The 20,563-nt window shown below is 41.8% G+C and carries 17 protein-coding genes and 2 tRNA genes; 8 read left to right on the forward strand and 11 right to left on the reverse strand.

What is annotated here, in order from left to right; all coding sequences use genetic code 11:
- Positions 1–15: 15 nt before the first annotated feature.
- Positions 16–1,728: a type IV-A pilus assembly ATPase PilB gene (gene pilB, locus GO593_RS08160; protein WP_001274985.1), complete on the reverse strand. Its 1,713-nt coding sequence runs from the start codon at positions 1,726–1,728 to the stop codon at positions 16–18.
- 290 nt (positions 1,729–2,018) lie between these two features.
- Here pilB and tpiA point away from each other — a divergent pair, with 290 nt between their 5' ends.
- The 8 genes from tpiA (at position 2,019) to GO593_RS08200 (ending at position 8,788) form a co-directional block, all read left to right on the forward strand.
- The gene (gene tpiA, locus GO593_RS08165) at positions 2,019–2,813 is read left to right on the forward strand and encodes a triose-phosphate isomerase (RefSeq protein WP_000016932.1); all 795 of its coding nucleotides are present in this window, start codon (positions 2,019–2,021) and stop codon (positions 2,811–2,813) included.
- A 12-nt stretch (positions 2,814–2,825) separates the two neighbouring features.
- Positions 2,826–3,155 (forward strand): preprotein translocase subunit SecG, encoded by a 330-nt coding sequence (gene secG / locus GO593_RS08170; protein WP_000555569.1) that lies wholly within the window; start codon positions 2,826–2,828, stop codon positions 3,153–3,155.
- Between the two features lie 56 nt (positions 3,156–3,211).
- Positions 3,212–3,296, forward strand: a tRNA-Leu gene (locus GO593_RS08175).
- 42 nt (positions 3,297–3,338) lie between these two features.
- Positions 3,339–3,415, forward strand: a tRNA-Met gene (locus tag GO593_RS08180).
- A gap of 215 nt (positions 3,416–3,630) precedes the next feature.
- Positions 3,631–4,155, forward strand: a complete 525-nt coding sequence (gene rimP / locus GO593_RS08185; protein ID WP_000777730.1) for a ribosome maturation factor RimP — start codon at positions 3,631–3,633, stop codon at positions 4,153–4,155.
- Positions 4,156–4,192: 37 nt separating this feature from the next.
- Positions 4,193–5,677 carry a transcription termination factor NusA gene (gene nusA / locus GO593_RS08190; protein WP_000532248.1) on the forward strand — a complete coding sequence of 495 codons (1,485 nt, stop codon included), beginning with the start codon at positions 4,193–4,195 and terminating at the stop codon, positions 5,675–5,677.
- A 10-nt stretch (positions 5,678–5,687) separates the two neighbouring features.
- Positions 5,688–8,387 carry a translation initiation factor IF-2 gene (gene infB, locus GO593_RS08195; RefSeq protein ID WP_000130326.1) on the forward strand — a complete coding sequence of 900 codons (2,700 nt, stop codon included), beginning with the start codon at positions 5,688–5,690 and terminating at the stop codon, positions 8,385–8,387.
- Positions 8,387–8,788, forward strand: a complete 402-nt coding sequence (locus GO593_RS08200; protein ID WP_000897046.1) for a ribosome-binding factor A — start codon at positions 8,387–8,389, stop codon at positions 8,786–8,788. Before infB ends, GO593_RS08200 begins: the two co-directional genes overlap by 1 nt.
- Before the next feature lie 56 nt (positions 8,789–8,844).
- Here the strand turns inward: GO593_RS08200 and GO593_RS08205 are convergent, their stop codons facing one another.
- The 10 genes from GO593_RS08205 to GO593_RS08250 all read right to left on the reverse strand — a co-directional run bounded on the left by GO593_RS08205 (position 8,845) and on the right by GO593_RS08250 (position 20,562).
- Positions 8,845–9,249 carry a Na+/H+ antiporter subunit G gene (locus GO593_RS08205; protein ID WP_001167533.1) on the reverse strand — a complete coding sequence of 135 codons (405 nt, stop codon included), beginning with the start codon at positions 9,247–9,249 and terminating at the stop codon, positions 8,845–8,847.
- Positions 9,250–9,261: 12 nt separating this feature from the next.
- A complete protein-coding gene (locus GO593_RS08210) occupies positions 9,262–9,537 on the reverse strand; it encodes a monovalent cation/H+ antiporter subunit F (RefSeq protein ID WP_000154076.1) in 276 nt (91 codons plus the stop codon).
- Complete coding sequence (locus GO593_RS08215) at positions 9,534–10,061, reverse strand: Na+/H+ antiporter subunit E (RefSeq protein ID WP_001177205.1); 528 nt, start codon at positions 10,059–10,061, stop codon at positions 9,534–9,536. The genes GO593_RS08210 and GO593_RS08215 overlap by 4 nt, the downstream gene beginning before the upstream one ends.
- A gap of 2 nt (positions 10,062–10,063) precedes the next feature.
- On the reverse strand, positions 10,064–11,875 hold the full coding sequence (locus tag GO593_RS08220) for a monovalent cation/H+ antiporter subunit D (protein WP_000459268.1): 1,812 nt from the start codon (positions 11,873–11,875) through the stop codon (positions 10,064–10,066).
- Positions 11,875–12,243 (reverse strand): Na+/H+ antiporter subunit C, encoded by a 369-nt coding sequence (locus tag GO593_RS08225; RefSeq protein ID WP_000624229.1) that lies wholly within the window; start codon positions 12,241–12,243, stop codon positions 11,875–11,877. Before GO593_RS08225 ends, GO593_RS08220 begins: the two co-directional genes overlap by 1 nt.
- Complete coding sequence (locus tag GO593_RS08230) at positions 12,240–15,089, reverse strand: monovalent cation/H+ antiporter subunit A (RefSeq protein WP_000381594.1); 2,850 nt, start codon at positions 15,087–15,089, stop codon at positions 12,240–12,242. Before GO593_RS08230 ends, GO593_RS08225 begins: the two co-directional genes overlap by 4 nt.
- A gap of 314 nt (positions 15,090–15,403) precedes the next feature.
- Positions 15,404–16,786: an AAA family ATPase gene (locus GO593_RS08235; protein ID WP_000764512.1), complete on the reverse strand. Its 1,383-nt coding sequence runs from the start codon at positions 16,784–16,786 to the stop codon at positions 15,404–15,406.
- A gap of 23 nt (positions 16,787–16,809) precedes the next feature.
- Entirely contained in the window at positions 16,810–18,312 is a 1,503-nt protein-coding gene (locus GO593_RS08240; RefSeq protein WP_000065138.1) for a UvrD-helicase domain-containing protein, read from the reverse strand.
- A gap of 9 nt (positions 18,313–18,321) precedes the next feature.
- Complete coding sequence (hisIE, locus tag GO593_RS08245; RefSeq protein ID WP_001066569.1) at positions 18,322–19,095, reverse strand: bifunctional phosphoribosyl-AMP cyclohydrolase/phosphoribosyl-ATP diphosphatase HisIE; 774 nt, start codon at positions 19,093–19,095, stop codon at positions 18,322–18,324.
- A 153-nt stretch (positions 19,096–19,248) separates the two neighbouring features.
- Positions 19,249–20,562, reverse strand: coding sequence for an FAD-dependent oxidoreductase (locus tag GO593_RS08250; RefSeq protein WP_000856567.1), 1,314 nt, complete (start codon positions 20,560–20,562; stop codon positions 19,249–19,251).
- Position 20,563 lies beyond the last annotated feature (1 nt).

Consider the following 20,563-nt stretch of genomic DNA (forward strand, 5'->3'; position numbering starts at 1 on the left):
TTTTTAAATAGTGTCTTATTCACTGGTGACACGGTTGACTTCTTGTAAAGAGGTCACCCCTTGCATCACCTTTTTTAAACCTGAACGACGTAGATTATTAAACCCCAATTTCTCAGAAGCAGCTGCGATTTCTAAAGCGTTGCCATCTTCCATAATAATCTTGGAAATTTCAGGTGTAACTTTCATTACCTCATAAATACCGACACGGCCTTTATAGCCTTCACGACATTCAGGGCAACCTACGGGCTGAAAAACCCGAAAATCTGGGTGCGCTAAATCTTGTTCGGTAAAGCCCATTTCTAATAAGCTTTGTTTAGGAATATCAGCAGGTATTTTGCATTGAGAACAAAGACGACGTGCTAAACGCTGTGCAATAACTAGGTTTACTGATGTTGCAATATTAAAAGAAGGAACCCCCATATTGCGTAGACGGGTCAATGTTTCCGGAGCACTATTGGTATGTAGTGTTGACATCACCATGTGGCCAGTTTGAGCCGCCTTAATCGCAATTTCTGCTGTTTCCAAGTCACGAATCTCACCCACCATAATAATGTCAGGGTCTTGTCGTAAAAATGATTTAAGTGCGGCCGCAAAAGTAAGCCCTACCTTGGGGTTTACGTTAACCTGATTAATTCCTTCAAGGTTAATTTCTACCGGGTCTTCGGCAGTAGAAATATTGGAGCTTTCAGTATTTAAAATATTTAAACCTGTATATAACGATACGGTTTTACCAGAACCTGTTGGTCCGGTAATTAAAAGCATGCCTTGAGGTTTATCTAATGCCTCCATAAACAAAGCTTTTTGATCTTCTTCATATCCTAGTGCATCAATTCCTAGCATTGCGCTTGATGGGTCAAGAATACGTAGAACTAACTTTTCACCAAACAAAGTCGGGAGGGAGTTCACACGAAAATCAATCGCTTTGCTTTTTGACAGCTTGAGCTTGATACGACCATCTTGTGGGACACGTTTTTCAGAAATGTCCATTTGAGACATTACTTTTAAGCGTGATGCCAAGCGGTTTGCAAGCTGTAGAGGGGGATTAGCAATTTGACGTAACACGCCATCGACACGATAGCGCACCCGATAGGATTTTTCGTACGGTTCAAAATGTAAGTCTGAAGCACCCATACGAATGGCATCAATTAATAACTTATTAATATATTTAACAATTGGGGCTTCATCGCCTTGAGGAGCTTCATCTTCATCTTCTTGAGCGGTAGGGCCATCAAGATTAACATCGAGATCAAACTCTTCATCATTGAAGTCAAAGCTGCTTTCTTCTGCAAAATGCTGGCCTAAAACTTTTTCGAGTTTATGGTGCTCCACAATTACGGGCTCAACCAGCAATTTACTATTAAAACGAATTGCATCAATCGCTTCGATATTGCTTGGATTACTGGTCGCGACATATAAAATTTGCCCTCTTTGAATGAGCGGCAAAATTCGATGTTTTAAAATCAGTTTCTGATCGACCAGATCTTTAGGAATCTGAGAAGTGTCATAAACATCCAGATCGAAATATGGTTCAGCAAACTCAGCAGAAATTGTTTCAGCCAATAATGAAGGGGAGAGATGAACCTCTTCAATTAAATATGCGACTGTGTCCTGCTTAGCTCTTTTCGCTGCATCTAATGCAGTTTGCATGGTCGCTGCCGACACATGCTTTTCTTCGACTAAACGTCGAAAAAACCCCGTAAATTTTGGAGATGTATGTAATGCTGACATCTGCCTGCCTATGTTAATGTGTTTATAATTGGTATATGAAAAATTATACTTTTGTTATGTAAAATTACTACCTTAGAAAGTGTTGCTCGGGTCCTACTCAGCCTATTAAAGCTTGAACCAGTCGTAGTTTTTCTTTATTAATTTTTAGAATGTCGGACTTTTAATAAAGTAAAGTTTTTTCTTAATTTCAAACACTAGAAAAGATATGAGTAATCGCGTTAAAGAAAAGTATCTGAAATTTGTATAAATGCGTGTAGAATGTGCTGCATTTTTGATGAAAGGTGAGCAGTATGTCGGGTTCGACGATTACGCCTTGGGTAGTTGGTAACTGGAAAATGAATCCAATGCGTGCCAACGCCAACCAACTTATAGAAGAATTTAAACAATTATTGCAACAAAACCAAATTGCAGATGAAAACTGCCATGTGGGCGTTGCCCCTGTTTCTATTGCCCTTACAACGGTACAAGCGCAATTACAGGATGCTGCAAGAACGGTACATACGGTTGCACAGGATGTATCACGTGTTGCTGGTACAGGTGCTTATACTGGTGAAGTCAGTGCAGAACTATTAAAAGATAGCCAAATTAATTTCGTACTGGTTGGACACTCTGAACGTCGTGATATTTTTGGTGACAACGTTGAAATTTTGAAGGCAAAACTCCAAAATGCATTAAATGCGGGTATGACTGTCATTTATTGTGTGGGCGAAAGCCTTGAACAACGTGAGCAAGGTCAGGCCGAGCAAGTTGTTCTACAGCAAATTTGTGATATTGCACCTGTAGTAACTGCTGAACAATGGCAAAACCAAGTGGTTATTGCCTATGAACCTATTTGGGCAATTGGTACAGGTAAAACAGCTTCTCCGCAAGATGCGCAAGCGATGCACGCTAAAATTCGTGAAGGCTTATGCCAACTTACACCGGCAGGCTCAAATATTGCTATTTTATATGGCGGTAGTGTAAAAGCTGAAAATGCTGTTGAGTTAGCTGCATGTCCAGATATCAATGGTGCGTTGGTGGGTGGTGCTTCATTAAATGCAGCATCTTTTTATCAAATTGTACAAGCCTTCGCGCAAAGCAAATAACGAGGATAGGGTATGCACTCTTTTGTACTTGTTGTACATATTATTTTAGCAGTACTAATGATTGCATTAATTTTAGTGCAACATGGTAAAGGCGCAGATGCAGGTGCCTCTTTTGGTGGAGGTGGCGCAGCAACAGTATTTGGTGCGTCTGGTTCAGGTAACTTCTTGACTCGCGTGACTGCAATTTTGACAGCTTTATTCTTTGTGACCAGTTTGACTCTGGCTATTTTTGCCAAGAAGCAAACGACTGAAGCATATAGTTTGAAAACTGTACAAACGACTGCGCCAGCGCAGACTACATCGCCTGAAACTTCACCAAATGCACCAAAAACTGGCCAATAATTGGAAATAAGACTTTCCTTTTGGAATTGAAAGGACTAGAATGCGTCCCACAAGCTGCGGTGGTGGTGGAATTGGTAGACACGCTACCTTGAGGTGGTAGTGCTTTCGGGCGTGGGGGTTCAAGTCCCCCCTTCCGCACCAACTTTGAACCAGAAAGTTGAGTGCAAGCAGTTTTGTTTTTGATGCGGGATGGAGCAGTCTGGTAGCTCGTCGGGCTCATAACCCGAAGGTCGTTGGTTCAAATCCAGCTCCCGCTACCAAGTTTCTTAAAGAGGCTCACAGACAAGGTGGGCCTTTTTGCACAGTGGACTATTGTTTTCTGTGCTATATAGGGGCGATTAACGCCCTTTTTTATTGGTTATCGTATCGCTATCGTGTAGTGTCGACATCAATTGGTCAAATAGTCATGCTTCACTATAGTAAGTCTGTGTCGGTTAAAACAACCGATTGAATCGCACGAGAATGACGAGAGTAAATGAAATTATCAAATAAATCCCAAGCATTGTATGACATGATTGCTCCAGCAGTGGAGGCATGTGGTGTCGACCTTTGGGGAATTGAATTCCTTCCACAAGGTAAGCGTTCATTATTGCGTATTTATATCGATAGACCGGTTGATGAAAATGCTGAACCAGTGATTAATGAAGATGGTGAAGTAGAGCAAGGCCGCGGTATTGGTGTAGAAGATTGTGTTCGTGTTACACAACAGGTCGGCGCAATGCTGGATGTCCATGATCCGATTTCAGGTGAATATGCATTAGAAGTTTCTTCACCAGGTTGGGATCGCCCATTTTTTCAACTCGAACAGTTGCAAGGCTACATTGGACAACAGGTTGCTTTGCGTTTGATTGCTGCAGTAGAAAATCGTCGTAAATTTCAAGCAAAACTCCTTGCTGTAGACCTTGAAAATGAAGAGATTCAGGTTGAAGTTGAAGGAAAGCATGTGCTTGATATCGACAGCAACAATATCGATAAAGCAAACTTGATCTATCAAGATTAAATTTATTTAAATTATATAAGAAATCGGTAGGTGACTTATGGGCCGCGAAATTCTTACCGTTGTTGAAACGGTTAGTAATGAAAAAGGTGTTAGTCGTGAAGCGATCTTCGAAGCTTTAGAACAAGCTCTAGTTGCTGCAACGAAGAAAAAATTTTACGAGGGTACCAATTCTGAAGAAGCTCAGCTTCGTGTAGAAATTGATCGTAGAACTGGTGATTACCGTACTTTCCGTCAATGGACTGTTGTGGCAGATGAAGATCATGAAATGCCAGCATGCCAAGACGCAATTTCTGATGTTGATCCTGCAAAATGGTCAATTGGCGACGTTCGTGAGCTTGAAGTAGAATCGATTGAGTTCGGTCGTATCGCTGCGCAGATTGCGAAACAGGTTATCGTACAAAAAATTCGTGAAGCAGAGCGTGCATTAGTTGCTGATGCTTATGAATCAAAAGTTGGCGAGCTAATTTACGGTGAAGTGAAAAAGCAAACTAAAGATGGTTTCATCATTGACTTAGGTGACAATGCTGAAGCTTATTTAGCTCGTGAAGAAATGATTCCTAAAGAGATTCTTCGTCCAAAACAACGTGTAAATGCTATTTTATATAGTGTAAACCGTGAAGGCCGTGGTGCTCAGCTTCTATTATCACGCGCTAAGCCTGAAATGCTTATTGCTTTGATGAAGAAAGAAATTCCTGAAATTTCTGAAGAAATTATTGAAATTAAAGCTGCGGCGCGTCAACCAGGTGTTCGTGCAAAAATCGCAGTAAAAACGAACGACCACCGTATTGACCCTGTTGGTGCATGTATTGGTATGCGTGGAACACGTATCCAAGCGGTACAGCAAGAGTTAAATGGTGAGCGTATTGATGTTGTAGTTTGGTCTGATGATCCAGCTCAATACATCGCAAGTGCATTAGAACCAGCTGATGTATCAGGCATTGTGCTTGATGAAGATGCAAAAAGTGCAGACATCATTTTTGCTACCAATGATCAATTGGCACGTGCGATTGGTTCGCAAGGTCAAAATGTTCGTTTAGCTTCTGATTTAACTGGCTACAAACTCGACATGATGCTTGAAGAAGAGTATCGTGCTCGTCAGCAGAATGAAGCTCAGCAATATCTCGACATGTTCGTATCACGTTTAGATATTGAAGAAGACTTGGCAATGGCGTTGGTAGAGATGGGCTTCACTTCTTTAGAAGAGATTGCTTATGTGCCAGCTGAAACTTTTGACGAAATTGAACTTGACGCTGAGTTAGTTGAGTTATTGCAAAGTCGTGCAAAAGAAGCTGCATTAACTGATGCATTGAAACAGCAAGAAAATATTCAAGAACCGAGTGCAGACCTTCTCAATATGGAAGGCATGACCTCTGAGATCGCTTACTCGCTAGCCGCTCGCGGTATTATTACTGTTGATGATTTGGCAGATCAAGCAACTGACGATATTTCTGATATTGAAGGTCTTGGTCATGAAAAAGCAGGTCAATTGATCATGAAAGCTCGCGAATCATGGTTTAACTAGGAGATGAAATATGACGGACAAGTCGATTAAAGAGTTAGCTCTCAGCGTAGGACGTCCTGTTGAGAAGCTCCTAGAACAGGCTCGTGAAGCAGGTTTGCCTCAACGTACAGCAGACGACATTATTACCACTGAACAACAGGACACTTTAGTCAATTATTTGAAAAAGGTGCATGGTCAGGAAAGTGGTAACACAGGAAAAATTGCGTTGAAACGTAAAACAACCAGTACCGCTAAAGTTGCAAGTACTTCGGGTAAAGCAAAAACTATTAACGTAGAAGTACGTAAAAAACAGGTTTTTGCTAAACCAAACCCAGAACAAATTGCAGCAGAAGCTAAAGCGCGCGCAGAAGCAGAAGCTAAAGCGCGTGCAGAACAACAAGCGCGTGAAGCTGCAGAGCAAAAAGCGCGTCTTCAAACAGAGCAAAAAGCAAAAGCAACTTTAGATGCAATGCGTGCTGCTCATCAACAAGATAGCGCTGCACAGTCAGCTCCTAAAGCTGCTGTTGTAGTGAAAAAACGTGGTGGTGGTACAGTAAAACCTGCACCAAAACCAGCAGAAACATTAGAGCAAAAGAAAGCGCGTGAAGCACAAACAGCTCAGTTGAAAGCAACTGAAGAAGCTGCACGTCGTAAAGCGGCTGAGGAAGCTCAGCAGCGTACGCTTGAACAAATGCGTAAGATGGCATCTAAATATTCAAATGATGATGCTACTGCAACTATTCGTGTGATTGATGATTCTCCTCTTGCTTCAGGTCTTGTTGGCCAAGCTTATGAAGATTCATTTAATCAAGAAGACCGTGAAATTAAACGTGGTGGTGCTACAACTAACCCTCGCGCTGGTAAGAAAGGCGGTCGTCGTGGTCAAGAAGAGCAAAGCTTCGTTAACCATAACAAACGTGGTTTAAAATCAAGCCAAGCGAACAAGCATGGTTTTGAAAAGCCAGTTAAAAAGCAAGTCTATGATGTAGAAATCGGTTCAAGCATTGTTGTTGCCGATCTTGCTCAGAAGATGGCGATTAAAGTACGTGAAGTTATCAAGACACTTATGAAAATGGGTGAATTGGTTAACCAGAACCAGACAATTGACCAAGATACAGCTGCACTTGTTGTAGAAGAAATGGGCCATAACCCTGTTCTAGTTTCTGATACACAAGCAGAAGATAACTTACTTGAAGCAGCTGAAGAAGCACGTGGTGAACAAACTACCCGTCCTCCAGTTGTTACAATCATGGGTCACGTTGACCATGGTAAAACATCATTGCTTGACCGTATCCGTCGTTCTAAAGTGGCGGCAGGTGAAGCAGGTGGCATTACCCAGCACATTGGTGCATATCACGTTGAAACAGACAAAGGGATTATTACATTCCTTGATACACCGGGACACGCAGCATTTACCTCAATGCGTGCACGTGGTGCTAAAGCAACGGATATCGTGGTATTGGTTGTTGCAGCAGATGACGGTGTAATGCCGCAAACTGCAGAAGCGATTGACCATGCACGTGCAGCAGGAACTCCAATTATTGTTGCTATCAACAAAATGGATAAAGAATCTGCTGATCCAGACCGTGTGTTAAATGAATTAACAACCAAAGAAATCGTTCCAGAAGAATGGGGCGGTGATGTTCCGGTTGCTAAGGTTTCAGCACATACTGGCCAAGGTATTGATGAACTCCTTGATTTAATTCTGATTCAATCTGAATTGATGGAATTAAAAGCATCTGCTGAAGGTGCTGCACAAGGTGTTGTTATTGAAGCACGTGTTGATAAAGGCCGTGGTGCAGTAACTTCGATTCTTGTTCAAAACGGTACATTAAATATTGGTGACCTTGTTCTTGCTGGCTCATCATACGGCCGTGTTCGTGCGATGTCTGATGAAAACGGTAAGCCGATTAAGTCAGCAGGACCATCTATTCCAGTGGAAATTTTGGGTCTACCAGAAGCTCCAATGGCGGGTGATGAAGTTCTTGTAGTAAATGACGAGAAGAAGGCACGTGAAGTTGCTGATGCTCGTGCAGACCGTGAACGTGAAAAACGTATCGAACGTCAAAGCGCAATGCGTCTTGAAAACATCATGGCATCTATGGGCAAAAAAGACGTTCCTACAGTGAATGTTGTTTTAAGAACAGATGTTCGTGGTACTTTAGAAGCATTGAATGCTGCATTACATGAACTCTCTACTGATGAAGTAAAAGTTCGCGTAATTAGTTCTGGTGTTGGTGCGATCACTGAGTCTGACGTAATTCTTGCCGAGTCTTCAGAAGCTGTATTGTTAGGCTTCAACGTTCGTGCTGATACAGCTGCTCGTCAGAAGAGTGACCAAGACGGTATCGATATTCGTTACTACAGCATCATCTATGAATTGATTGATGATGTAAAAGATGCCATGAGCGGTAAACTTGCTCCTGAACACCGTGAAACTATCTTGGGTGTTGCTCAAGTACGTGAAGTGTTCCGTTCTAGTAAGTTTGGTGCTGCTGCGGGCTGTATGGTTATGGAAGGCGTGATTCACCGTAACAAACCAATCCGTGTCTTACGTGATGATGTTGTGATTTTCCAAGGTGAACTTGAATCATTACGTCGTTATAAAGATGTCGTTGATGAAGTTCGTGCCGGTATGGAATGTGGTCTTGCCGTGAAAGGTTATAACGACATCAAACCTCTTGATAAGATTGAGGTTTATGATGTTCAAATGGTTAAACGGAGTCTTTAATGGCGGGTGGACAACGCTTAAAGCGAATGGCGGATTCAGTACAGCGCGAGCTTTCTGAACTTATCCGTCAGGAGTTGAAAGATCCGCGTCTGGGTGGTCTTGTGACCATCTCAGGCGTTAAAGTCAGTCCGGACTTAGGTTATGCCGATGTCTATGTGACCGTGATGGGTCGTGAATTAAGCGATGACCAAAACGAAGTGGCTCACCGTGAAACACTAGATATTTTGAATAAAGCATCTGGTTTTTTACGTCAGGAGTTGAGTCGTCGTATTAAAACGCGCATCACGCCTCGCTTGCGTTTCCATTACGATAAAACCAATGCATATGGTAACTATATGTTTGGTCTTATCGAAAAAGCGGTACAAGATTTACCGAAACGTGAGTCAGATGACGAAGAGTAATGAATACTCAAAATAAAAAAGCCACCTTGGGGTGGCTTTTTTATGTGTTCAAGTTTTTATTCTTGAGGAGGTTCCATGGGTGGTTTGTTTTGTGAAAAACGTTGCCCAATTTTATACCGATCCCACGGTAGAGGACGTTCAATAGCTTCAGGAACTTCACCACTCAATGAGCGTAAACGTAAATGTAGCGCGGCTTGAGCAATTAAGTTGGCTGATACAGGTGCAGTAATAAAAGCCAACAGTGTAATAAGTAACTCGGCAAAGCCAAATCGGCCTTGAAAAGCAAAAAAGATCATTGAAGCAATTAAAAAGCTACCTAAGCCTAATGTACTCGACTTGGTAGGTGCATGTAGTCGCATGAATAAATCGGGTAGACGTACCATACCGATAGATCCGACTAACATAAAAAAAGCACCGAAAACCAGAAAGATCGAAACAATAATTTCCATTGTAATTTGCATTTTGACCTTCCCCTAATCGATTACATGACCGGTTGTAAAATAACGAGCTAAAGCAGCCGTTGAAACAAACCCTAGCATAGCGACTAACAACGCCCCTTCGAATAAAGAGGTGGTTGTCCAATAAATGCCTAACACAATAATGAGACAGGTCGCATTTAAAAATAGGGTATCAAGCGCTAGTAGGCGGTCAACAATAGATGGTCCCATCACCATTCGAAATAAGCAAAGCAACATAGAGATTGTGATAGCAATCAAGCTAATGCCAAGAGCATAAGGTAGGATGGTCATGCGTTGTCCTCCGATTTGCTTTTCACATCAAAAATTTCCATGAGTGGAGCCTCATAGCGTTGTTTGATGTCTTGCACATCACTTTCAGTATTTTCTGTGCTAAGAGAGTGGACCAAAATATCACCACGCTCTTGATCAATACCGGCAGAGACCGTGCCAGGCGTTGTGGTAATAATCATTGCCAGTAAAGAGTTTACTTGTTCATGTTCTGTTTCTAATGGAACACGGTACCATTTAGGATGTAATTTTTTCGGTGACCCTAATACCAGTTTAGCAACCCGAAAATTGGAAACAATAATATCCCACAAGACAACAAAACACAGTTTTATGGCAGGTTTCCAATGGATATGCGGAGTTCTGGTAATAAAAGGACGAACTAGACGAGGAATAACAAGCCCCAAAATTACAGCCATAAGCAGGTCGCTCGCATCAAGACTATGCGCGAGCATTAACCAGAAGATGATAATCAAAAAAGAAACAAATGGATGCGGAAACCAGCGGTCAAGCAATTTAGATAGCTGCATTGTTATGGCTCCATAGGTTTCAGTTGACTTTCATCAGCAATGGTTGGGGTTTGCAATTTTTCTTGCTGCTGAATTTGGCGGTGTTTATATTCAGAAATATGCTCACCGTTGAAAGTATCTTTCGAAATAATGTTAGGAATAAGATAGGCATTATGATCTTCAACTTCACCACCATATTTTGTTTCTGGTAAATAAGTTGAGTCATATGGCTGAACGCTAATAACTTCGCCATTTTGATCAGTTTTAAGAATAGATTGCTGATACAGGGCATGATCTTGAATTTGCTGTGCGGTATTTGTGGTGTAGTGCAATACAGGTGAAGCAAATACTACATAAGCCACTAAACCGGCAAGCAAGATATAGATGACTGTATCGTTACGTGGCGGTGCTTTTTCAGGTAAAGCACGATAAATAATATAAGCAGGATTGATCGGGTCTTCTTCTGGTGGTGATGCACGCCAGAATAAAATAAAGCCGACACGTGTTAATGCAATAATACTTAATAGGCTCACCAAAAGAACAATACCAATAACCCAGCCTTGATATGCAGTTTCAACAGTAGCCTGCAAAATAAATACTTTTCCAAAGAAGCCACTAAAAGGTGGTAAGCCTGCGAGCATCATGGCAATCAGGAAATAAGTCAGCATGGCTGCTTTTTCTTGTTTAATTCTCGGTGCAATCTTTAAATGATCTTTAAAATCACCGCGCTGTGAAGTCATCCAGCCACAGAACAGGTAAAATGCTGCACCAATCAATGTACTGTGGACTAAATAGAATAATGCTCCAGACCACGCTTGTGTATTTGACATGGCAATTGCAATCAATAAAGTACCAATTGAAGACAGCACCATAAAGCCAACAAAACGTCTGAGGCGATCTGCACCAATTGCGCCAATCACGCCATATAAAGAAGTCACTAAACCAATTGGAAGCAACCAGCTTTTAAAGATTTCTTGGCTGAGTGCATCATTAAATACAGTTCCATTGACACGCAAAATGGCATAGATCCCCACTTTGGTCATGATGGTAAAAATTGCTGCGACAGGTGTACTTGCAACGGCATAAGTTTTTGGTAGCCAAAAACCAACTGGTAGCATGGCCGCTTTAATACCAAACACGACAAATAAGAGTAAGGCACCTGCAACTGCTAATTTATGTTGATCTGCATCTAAAGTCGGTAGCAAACGTGAAACGTCAGCCATATTGAGGCTACCTACACTGCCATAGATCATGCCAAGACCAATTAAGAACAGGGCAGAGGCTAAAAGGTTGATAATGACGTAGTGTACACCAAGCTGAAATCTCGGTTTTCCTTGTCCATGTAATAAGAGGACGTAGGATGCCATGAGCAAGATTTCAAAGAAAACGAACAGGTTAAATAAGTCGCCTGTGAGAAATGCGCCACATAGCCCCATTAAAAGAAAATGGAATATGGCGTGGAAATAGCGACCTCTCGTATCCCAGTTTTCACTGGCATACCATAAAACTGGAACTGCTAAGGCATAAGTTAAAACCAGCATAAAAGCTGAAAGGCGGTCGAGTACCAGCACAATACCAAAGGGAGCTGACCACTCGCTCAACTGATAAACCGTAATTTGGCCAGTGTTTGCAACAAGCAGATAACTAACAGCAGTGATTAACCCAGCTATTGCTGAGATCAAACTAATGCCACGGCGCCAAGGTTGTCGCCAATCTTCTTTTAATGCACCAGCGCCAGGGTTACCTAGAAGCAATAGGATAAAACCAGTAAATGCCGGGATGAGGATACTGAAAATTGGTGTATTAGCTTGCCAAAAAGATAAAAAATCAAACATCACGGCTCATCCTCACGTGGGTCGTATGTTGGAGAAATATCTTCTTTGGCATCAACATGGTCACTACCGGATTCATAACGGCTACGTAATGCGAGCTGCACAATAAAAGCGGTAGTGGCAAAACCGATCACGATTGCTGTTAAAACAAGTGCTTGTGGAAGTGGATCTGTAATATTGGTGGTTTCGGTTAGGATGGCTGGTGAGCTGACTTGCAAACGACCCATCGCAAACAAAAATAAGTTAACCGCATAGCCCAGCACTGCTAAGCCCAACACAACAGGGAAGGTACGCGCACGTAAAATTAGATAAATGCCTGTCGCAACAAGTAGCCCAATGGCAGAGGCCAGTAAGAATTCTAAACTGATCATGATGATTTCTCCCCATGAGGTACAGGACCAGACATACTCGAGTGGCGAGAGTCCCCTAATACAGAAATGAGTAGCATGGTAGCGCCTACTACGGTGATATACACACCCAGATCAAAGCTCGCTGCTGAAGCCAGATGTAACTTACCTAAAACTGGTAATTCAACATAGACGTGCGCACTGGCTAAGAATGGACGTGCCCAGAACCATGCGGCAATGCCAGTAAGGCCTGCAATTGTTAATCCAGAGCCAATCCAGATTTCGTAAAGACGACCGGATTGGGCTTTTAACATTTGTTCTGCTTGATCTTGACCTAAAGCAATGTACTGAATAATCAGTGCCATTGAGGTAATTAGACCTGCAATAAAGCCACCACCCGGGTAGTTGTGCCCACGCATAAAGATATAGACACTTACGACCAATGCTAAAGGTAACACCCAAGAGGCCGTAATACGGAACATGAGCGGAGATGGGTTAAAGCGGTAGGTGAGGCCTTGTGTCATGGTGGTGCCATGTACACGCATGCCATCCATCAGGCATAGCGCACCAATCGCAGCAATGCCTAGTACTGTAATTTCACCAAAGGTATCAAAGCCACGGAAGTCCACCAAAATAACATTTACAATGTTTGAACCGCCGCCAAGTGGTAAGGATTGCTGAGCAAAGAACCATGAAATCGAATTATGATCACGCGTTAAAATAAGCCATGTAATCCAACCAATTCCTAAACCGCCAATAATTGCTAACGCAGCATCTCTCCAACGTCTTGAGCGACGAGATTCATATGGCGTAAGTTGAGGGAGTAACGATAAGCTCATCAACAACAGAACAGTCGTAACTACATCTACTGTAATTTGAGTGAGTGCTAAGTCAGGTGCCGACATGGTGACAAATACCATGGTAACCACAAGACCAATTGCACCGCTAATGAGTACAGCCTTGATACGTTCATGGTGGAACCAAAGCATCATCCAGCAACCTGAGAATAAGGTCAGCCAAAGAACTACTGCAATCCATGGTGCGTGAGTCAGCTCACGTGTACCTGTGGTAAGGCCCTGATTGAACAAAGGCAGAGTAACCATGACGATGCTAAAAGCAATGATTAAGAACAGGTAACTTTGCAAAGAACCATTTTCGGTTTTTTGTTTAATTTTTCGGCTTGTTAATAATAAATGCTTTAAGAATAAGTCAAATAAAATACGGCCTTGTAAGCGCCCTAAACGTGGGTCAAGGTCGATCTTACGAATCATGCCATCTTTTGCTAGGGCAAAATAGAAAAGCGTACCGCCAACCAGAGCAATAATACTCATGATTAATGGCGCATTAAATCCATGCCAAATTGCAAGATGAGTACCTGCAAAATCAGGTTGCATAAGACTTGCACGTGTCACACTGTTAACTAGAGGCTCGACCAGTAGGGCAGGGAAAATACCGACCAAAATACATAATGTCGCAAGCAACATAGCTGGTGCTCGCATGCCGATAGGTGGTTCGTGGGCATTTTTATTTGGAACTTGTTTACCTACGGGGCCATCAAAAAATACGCCATGTACTAAGCGAATTGAATAACTGACTGCAAAAATACCAGCAAGCGTTGCAATAATACTGGCAAAGATAACAGTTGATCCTGAAAGGCTCGCTAATAGCTCGGTAAAGAACATTTCTTTAGAAATAAAGCCATTAGTGAGAGGAACACCTGCCATGGATGCCGCTGTAATCATAGTCAGTGTTGCGGTAAACGGTAATAGTTGCCAAATCCCACTTAACTTTCTAAGGTCACGTGTACCTGTTTCATGGTCAATGATCCCGGCAATCATAAACAGGGCAGCTTTAAAGGTTGCGTGGTTAATAATATGGAAAATTGCCGCAGCAACAGCCAAAGGTGAACCAATACCAAGCAGGCAAACGATAAGACCTAAATGACTAATTGTAGAATAGGCTAGCAGTCCTTTTAGATCTTCTTTAAAAATTGCGAAGCATGCGGCCATACAAAGTGTAAATAGGCCGACAAACGTGACAATGTTGTGATAAAGCGCAGCGCCAATAAAAATAGGTGCAAGACGAGCTAATAAGAAAATCCCAGCTTTTACCATGGTGGCAGAGTGCAAATAGGCCGACACGGGAGTGGGCGCTGCCATTGCATTGGGTAACCAAAAATGGAACGGGAACTGAGCACTTTTAGTAAATGCACCCAGTAAAATAAGCAAAAGCGTCGGAACAAACAGATAGTGACTTTGAATGAGGTCTTTCATTCCGACAATATCATTAATTTCGTAGGTTCCTGTGATTTGTCCTAATAAGACAAATCCACCTAGCATGGCGAGTCCCCCCATACCTGTAATGGTAAGTGCCATACGCGAGCCACGTTGAGCAGCTTCGTAATGACTCCAGTAACCGACTAATAGGAAGGATGAAATACTGGTAAGTTCCCAAAAGACTAATAAAATAATTAAATTGTTAGAAAGAGAAATACCGAGCATTGCTGCCATAAACAGCATGAGTAATAAATATAATTTACTTAATGAATTTTTAGGGCCTAAATAATAATAGGCATAAATATAAATGAGTGTACCGATACCGGTAATAAGAAGAGAAAATAATAAACCAAGGGCATCAAGTCTAAAGCTCAGATTAATTCCTAATTGTGGTAACCAATCCCAACTTTGTTGAATGCTTGCACCACCAAGCACAGTTTTAGCCTGAGTCAGTAATAAACCAAAACTGGTTAAACTGACTCCGATCGCCCCTAAAGCCGTTACTCCACGTGAAAACCGTTGAAGCAATGAAACAAGGGTGGTGCCTAATATTAACGGTAATAAGATAATTATCGGTAGCACACTCGTATCCATATATAATTTAGACCGAAGCCTAAAGGTGAAATTTTCATTTCAGAATAGATAGGAATTCAAAGAGATTTCCAAAGCTTATATTCTGAAAACCCGATCAAATTAGAAAAATAAAGCGAGAAACAAGTTGTATTGCGCAACTTGAATAATAAAAACGCAAAATGAAATTTATTGTACACTAAAAAATCATTAAAAATCTGATGTTATTACATGTGGTAACAACATCTAGTGATTTTCCAGCTCAAAAAACCAGATTTCATCATATATTTAGCGAATTCGGTTTTATTATAAAAATTGAGCGAAATGGATAATAAATTTTAAAGAGAGGAGGTTTCTTCCGAGGTGTCTCCTGCATGAATCATACGTAATAATTCATTTTTTTGTTGTTCATTTAGATTTTGGATTTGTTGGTACAAACTATCGATTTGAGCTGTTGCCGGCTCGGTATCAAGCGGTAAGGGGTCCATATGTGGCGTTAACGCTTCATCTCGTTGTAATAACGTATAAAGATGTTCGAGTTGCTGCTGAGTCGTATTTAAATCAAGTGGACTGATTTTTCCATGCTCTAATTTAAAACATTGATATGCGGCTGCATGTTCAAGCAATTCTTCACGGCTTCCGGTCACAATAATTTGTAAGCGTGGGAATGCGCGATGAAGACGATTTAAAATTTCTGAGCAATGTGCTGCATCTAGTTGTGAATCGATCTGGTCAATTAACAAAACGCCTTCACCTTCAAGACAAGGGTCTAAGCTCAACGGATTGAGCAAACAAAGCCTGCGAACCACATCGCCTACGAGTGCAATCCATGTTTTAGTGGTGTTAGAAAGTTGTTGAAAGGCCAAGACTTCACCCTTGTAATGTGCCATAAGTTGAAGTTTTGGGTGATATTGCAAATAAAAGTCTTCAAGCTCAGGAAAAATAATCTTTAATGCCGATTTTAATGCGTACAAATTAGGTGAAGGAAGCTGTTTAGGATGTCCTGCCAATTCAAGTTGTAGCTGACGTAAAATTTCTTCTTGATCTTGTGAATTGGATTGTTTTGAAATAATTCGCTGCACAACATGAGCCGCTTGTGCATTTTCAATATCGCTAATTTCACGTAACCACTCAAAAAAGCGGGCGAAGGTAGTAAACGGAATGAAGCTAATGTCATAAGCAGAAATAGACTGAGTAATACCCGGTAAATTTTTATTCAGTAAATTTATATCGTTAACAAATCGCTCTGACGGATAATAAGCGAGTAAGGGAAGACCTTGAAGTGGGTCTTTTCTTGTGACTTGATGATAAAGGGTAATGGTTTGATCGAGCTGCTGAGTTTCAACTTGACTAATCCCTACGCCACTTGAATTTAAGGTCTTGAACAGTTTCCAGCTACACAGAGATGTGTCGGTTTGCTGGGTTGAAGTGGTTTCAGGGAGCTGTCCAAATTCCGGTGGAATCTGGATGCTGACTTCTATTTTAGACTGCAAACGAGAATGGCTAATGTCCTGATCTGGCATGAAAATGCCTGGGGTGCGTGCATCTTTAAGGCGCGCAGGAAACCACGTTAAAGCATGATAAATATGCTTGAGTAGCATACTTTTGCCAGTCGCCTGCTCGCCTAAAATTAAAGTAATCGGTTGTTTGTCATATTGGAACTGTATTTTTAGGTCATGAAACAGAGCAATATGTTTAAATTGGATAGATTCAAGTTTCATAGGCTCACCTAATTATGAGCGCTTCAACCAACCGACTGACGAAGACTTAAAGGCGCCCTTAGTTTTAATTGTTGTATCAGATCATAAAGATGATGGATATTTAGACTTACTTTAGCACGAGTACAGGCCACGTACAGTAATCTTAACTCTTCATCTGTAATCTTATGCTCTAATCCATTAATTTTAAATTGATAGTCGTCTTCAATATGGACACGGTTCCATTCCAGCCCTTTCGCTTTATGGGCAGTCGAGATGACATAGTCAGCTTGCTCAAGGGGAGTAATCTTTGCAAGTGCTTTTTTTAATGGGTCAGTGCCGTGATCATCTACCAGCTTAACCAATGGTTTAATATCGCTTCCTTCATTGGTTTCGCAGTACTCATGAACATCATGCCATGAGTTAAACCATGCCAACTCAGGAACGTCAGTAACTCGTTTTCCTTGCTTTAAGAGGCTTGCAGCATCTACAAAACGGTTTAGTTTTTGATGGTCAGCTTGCAAACTCACTTTATCGCCGTGAACTAAGCCTGCCAATAACAGCTCCATTGCGCGAGCATTGGTACGACACAAAATCGCATCACGCATTTTTGTATGCGGTTTATTGACTACACTTGATTTCTGGTTCGGATTACCAAGCAAAGGAACTGTCTCATTTAAGCCACCTAATAACGCATTGGCGACATCGGCAATTGCCTCCCCAAAACGAAAAGAGGTCGTTAAGCGAGACTCTGGCAAAGGCAGCTGTTGCATGGCATTTACTGCACCGCGCCACGCGTAGATTTGCTGATGTGCATCGCCTACATAAATAACCTGAGTACTTTTTTGACGAAGCAAAATACCCAGCATTAAAGGGTCAGCATCTTGTGCTTCATCAAATAAGACATAATCGGCCGGAATATTAGGCTCAGACAATGCCCAAAGTTTGAGGTAAATATCGTGACCAATTCCAGCTTGATGATTTGGGTCAATGGACTCTAACCAGCGGCGTTCTACTGCCGGGTAAAGGTGAGTTTGAAGTGCAGTAATATCGTCTGGATGTAACCAGTTTGGCGCCTGAATATGTCGAGGAGCTGGATATTGAGAACTGGTCGAACAGAAATAGCTCACCGCATTGGCGACAAGGCTTGCGAGGCGACTTGGCATTAAGACGTATTTTTCATAACGTCCACCCATCATTCGACGTAAGGTAATCGGTTCTAGTCGATATTCTTTTGCAATAAAGCTTGGGCTTAAGCGAGGTAAACGTAATTTATCAGTTACGCCACGTGGCACACTGCGAAAGGCGAGTGAGTGAAAAGTACGGCAGTCTACATTGCGATGAAATTTGTTTTGAGCTTCACCAGCAATGGCTTTGTTAAAAGCCAAATACATACCACGCCGTTCAGGCATGGCATCACTAATCATTTGCAACGTAGTAGTTTTACCTGTGCCCGCATAGGCAATCACTTTAAATGATTGCCCAAGACGTGCGTTATCTATGGCAATTGCTTGCTCATAGGTGGCTTTAGGTTTTTCGATATTCGACACTGAGTGATTCTAAACCTTATTGCGGTTAGCTTTTTCAACTAAACCAGATAAACCCTGACGACGACCTAACTCGTCAATAATAAGTTGTGGATTAAGATCGAAATAACCCAACATGACAATACTATGGAACCACAAATCGGCAGTTTCATAAATCAAGTCATTTAAATTGCTTTCTGTATTTTGAGCAGCGTAGTCTTTCGCAGCAATAATGGTTTCTACACCTTCTTCGCCGACTTTTTCTAAAATTTTATTGATGCCTTTTTTGTAGAGGCTTGCAACATATGATGTGTCTGCTTCTGCTTGCTTACGTTCTTGCATCAATTGCCCTAAGTGAGCAAGTACATCCACTTGTTCAGTAGTATGAGCATGATCGTGACTTTCAGCTTTGGCTTTGTCGCCATAAATTGCAGTAGGGTCTTTTAACTGTGCATCGACAATTTCCCAGCCCTGTGGGGTGAGTTTACGGTAGAAACAAGATTCACGACCTGTATGACATGCGATACCGCCGTGTTGCTCAACTTGTAATACGATTACATCACCATCGCAGTCTAAACGAATTTCATAAACCGTTTGGAAATGGCCTGATTCTTCACCCTTGTGCCAAAGTTTTTGGCGAGAGCGAGAGAAGTACACAGCCTGATTTTTTTCTGCTGTGAGTGCAAGTGATTCACGGTTCATCCACGCCACCATCAAAATACGTCCGGTTTGATGATGTTGAGCAATGGCAGGGATAAGACCTTGTTCGTTAAATTTTACTTCATCGAGCCATTGCGTGTTATTCATGAGGAATCACCAAAGAAATATGAACTATAAATTGATTTCAGTCAGATGCTAAAAATAGCTTGTATAGTGTACGGCATCAACGCCACTTTGCGGAAAAATTCTTTGTCCTTTTTGTCTCTCCCAGCGTAATGAGCAGCTTGTGCTCGGCTACTTTTAAAAATCAGTCAGAGATTCACTTTTTAAATGAAACGCACTGCTTTCTTTAGGTAATTGAGCTACTTGATCATATTCAAGATGGCGGAATGGCCCTGTTTTTAAGCCTGAAATTGTGATGGCCATTTCTTTTCGAAAATAAGGAATTTGATACATCCAAGGGAAAACTAAATCTCTTAAACCTCCCGCCCACCAATGGTCAGATTGATAAAGTGGTGTTAGTAAGCGACTAAGGAATTGATAAAACTGGGTAGATGAACCGCGAAGCTGGTGATAATGCTGCCAGAGCAGGGACCAATCAATATTCTGGTTTTTTTGAGCATGTTGCAATGATTGAGAAAAAGCCCAAGCATCTAATAATGCCATATTGGCCCCTTGACCCAACTGTGGGCTCATCGCATGAGCTGCATCTCCAATTACTCCAATTCGACCTTGACCAAATTGAGTCATGACGACATCACGATAGTTTGCAGATAGCCATTTGGGCTGAGTTTGACTGTTATACAAAATTTCTTTGAGCCACTCTGCAACTTTGGGCCAACGTTCTGAGACTTGCTTTAACCAAGCTTGTTTAGCCTGCTCATCTTGCAAAAAGCTTTGTAATTGTGGCGTAGGTAAGCTCCAAAAAACACTTGAAAGGCGCTGTTGAGGTTCGGTTGGAATCGCTCCCGTAGGAAGAATTCCCATCATAATTTTCGAGCGATCATAAAATTGATGCAGAATTTCAGAATCGAGCACTTGGCACTCGGGCACGATACTCCACGCAGCCCCCCAAGGATAAGCTTTGTCAACCTTTACCCACGCTTTAGGGCGTAATTGACTACGAGCACCATTGGCAATGAGTAGGCCATCAAAGCAAGCATTAAACTTTTGATTTTGATGACTGCCGAATAGCCGAACTTCATCGTTATGTTCTACAAAACTTTCAACGGAATGATTCATGCACCAAGTAATCTGGCTTGAATATTCGCTAAGTTTTTGAGTGAGAACGTGACATAAAGTGGCTCGGTGTATACCTAGACCATAAAGATTTGTTGATGCTTCGCGATAGTGACTGTTAACTAAAAGACGCTTGTCTGGAAGTTGTCCTTCTAAGCCTGTGACTTTCGCACCTAAGGTTAGGGCTTTGTCGAGCACACCTAAGTGCTCAAATACGGCTAAGCCCGCAGGTTGTAGCAGTAAACCTGCACCTACTGGAGATAACTCATCAATTTGTTCAAAAATAGTAACGTGGTTGCCTTCACGGGCGAGCAAAATCGCAGTGGCTAAACCTGCCGTGCCTGCACCAATAATGGCAAAATGAGGTGTTTTCATT

It is taken from the genome of Acinetobacter baumannii, from assembly GCF_009759685.1.
Classification (GTDB): Bacteria; Pseudomonadota; Gammaproteobacteria; order Pseudomonadales; family Moraxellaceae; genus Acinetobacter; species Acinetobacter baumannii.

What these genes read in the sequence shown, in the direction of transcription:
- pilB (WP_001274985.1), bottom strand. Translation starts at nt 1,728, where the DNA reads ATGTCAGCATTACATACATCTCCAAAATTTACGGGGTTTTTTCGACGT.
- tpiA (WP_000016932.1), top strand. Translation starts at nt 2,019, where the DNA reads ATGTCGGGTTCGACGATTACGCCTTGGGTAGTTGGTAACTGGAAAATG.
- secG (WP_000555569.1), top strand. Translation starts at nt 2,826, where the DNA reads ATGCACTCTTTTGTACTTGTTGTACATATTATTTTAGCAGTACTAATG.
- rimP (WP_000777730.1), top strand. Translation starts at nt 3,631, where the DNA reads ATGAAATTATCAAATAAATCCCAAGCATTGTATGACATGATTGCTCCA.
- nusA (WP_000532248.1), top strand. Translation starts at nt 4,193, where the DNA reads ATGGGCCGCGAAATTCTTACCGTTGTTGAAACGGTTAGTAATGAAAAA.
- infB (WP_000130326.1), top strand. Translation starts at nt 5,688, where the DNA reads ATGACGGACAAGTCGATTAAAGAGTTAGCTCTCAGCGTAGGACGTCCT.
- GO593_RS08200 (WP_000897046.1), top strand. Translation starts at nt 8,387, where the DNA reads ATGGCGGGTGGACAACGCTTAAAGCGAATGGCGGATTCAGTACAGCGC.
- GO593_RS08205 (WP_001167533.1), bottom strand. Translation starts at nt 9,249, where the DNA reads ATGCAAATTACAATGGAAATTATTGTTTCGATCTTTCTGGTTTTCGGT.
- GO593_RS08210 (WP_000154076.1), bottom strand. Translation starts at nt 9,537, where the DNA reads ATGACCATCCTACCTTATGCTCTTGGCATTAGCTTGATTGCTATCACA.
- GO593_RS08215 (WP_001177205.1), bottom strand. Translation starts at nt 10,061, where the DNA reads ATGCAGCTATCTAAATTGCTTGACCGCTGGTTTCCGCATCCATTTGTT.
- GO593_RS08220 (WP_000459268.1), bottom strand. Translation starts at nt 11,875, where the DNA reads ATGTTTGATTTTTTATCTTTTTGGCAAGCTAATACACCAATTTTCAGT.
- GO593_RS08225 (WP_000624229.1), bottom strand. Translation starts at nt 12,243, where the DNA reads ATGATCAGTTTAGAATTCTTACTGGCCTCTGCCATTGGGCTACTTGTT.
- GO593_RS08230 (WP_000381594.1), bottom strand. Translation starts at nt 15,089, where the DNA reads ATGGATACGAGTGTGCTACCGATAATTATCTTATTACCGTTAATATTA.
- GO593_RS08235 (WP_000764512.1), bottom strand. Translation starts at nt 16,786, where the DNA reads ATGAAACTTGAATCTATCCAATTTAAACATATTGCTCTGTTTCATGAC.
- hisIE (WP_001066569.1), bottom strand. Translation starts at nt 19,095, where the DNA reads ATGAATAACACGCAATGGCTCGATGAAGTAAAATTTAACGAACAAGGT.
- GO593_RS08250 (WP_000856567.1), bottom strand. Translation starts at nt 20,562, where the DNA reads ATGAAAACACCTCATTTTGCCATTATTGGTGCAGGCACGGCAGGTTTA.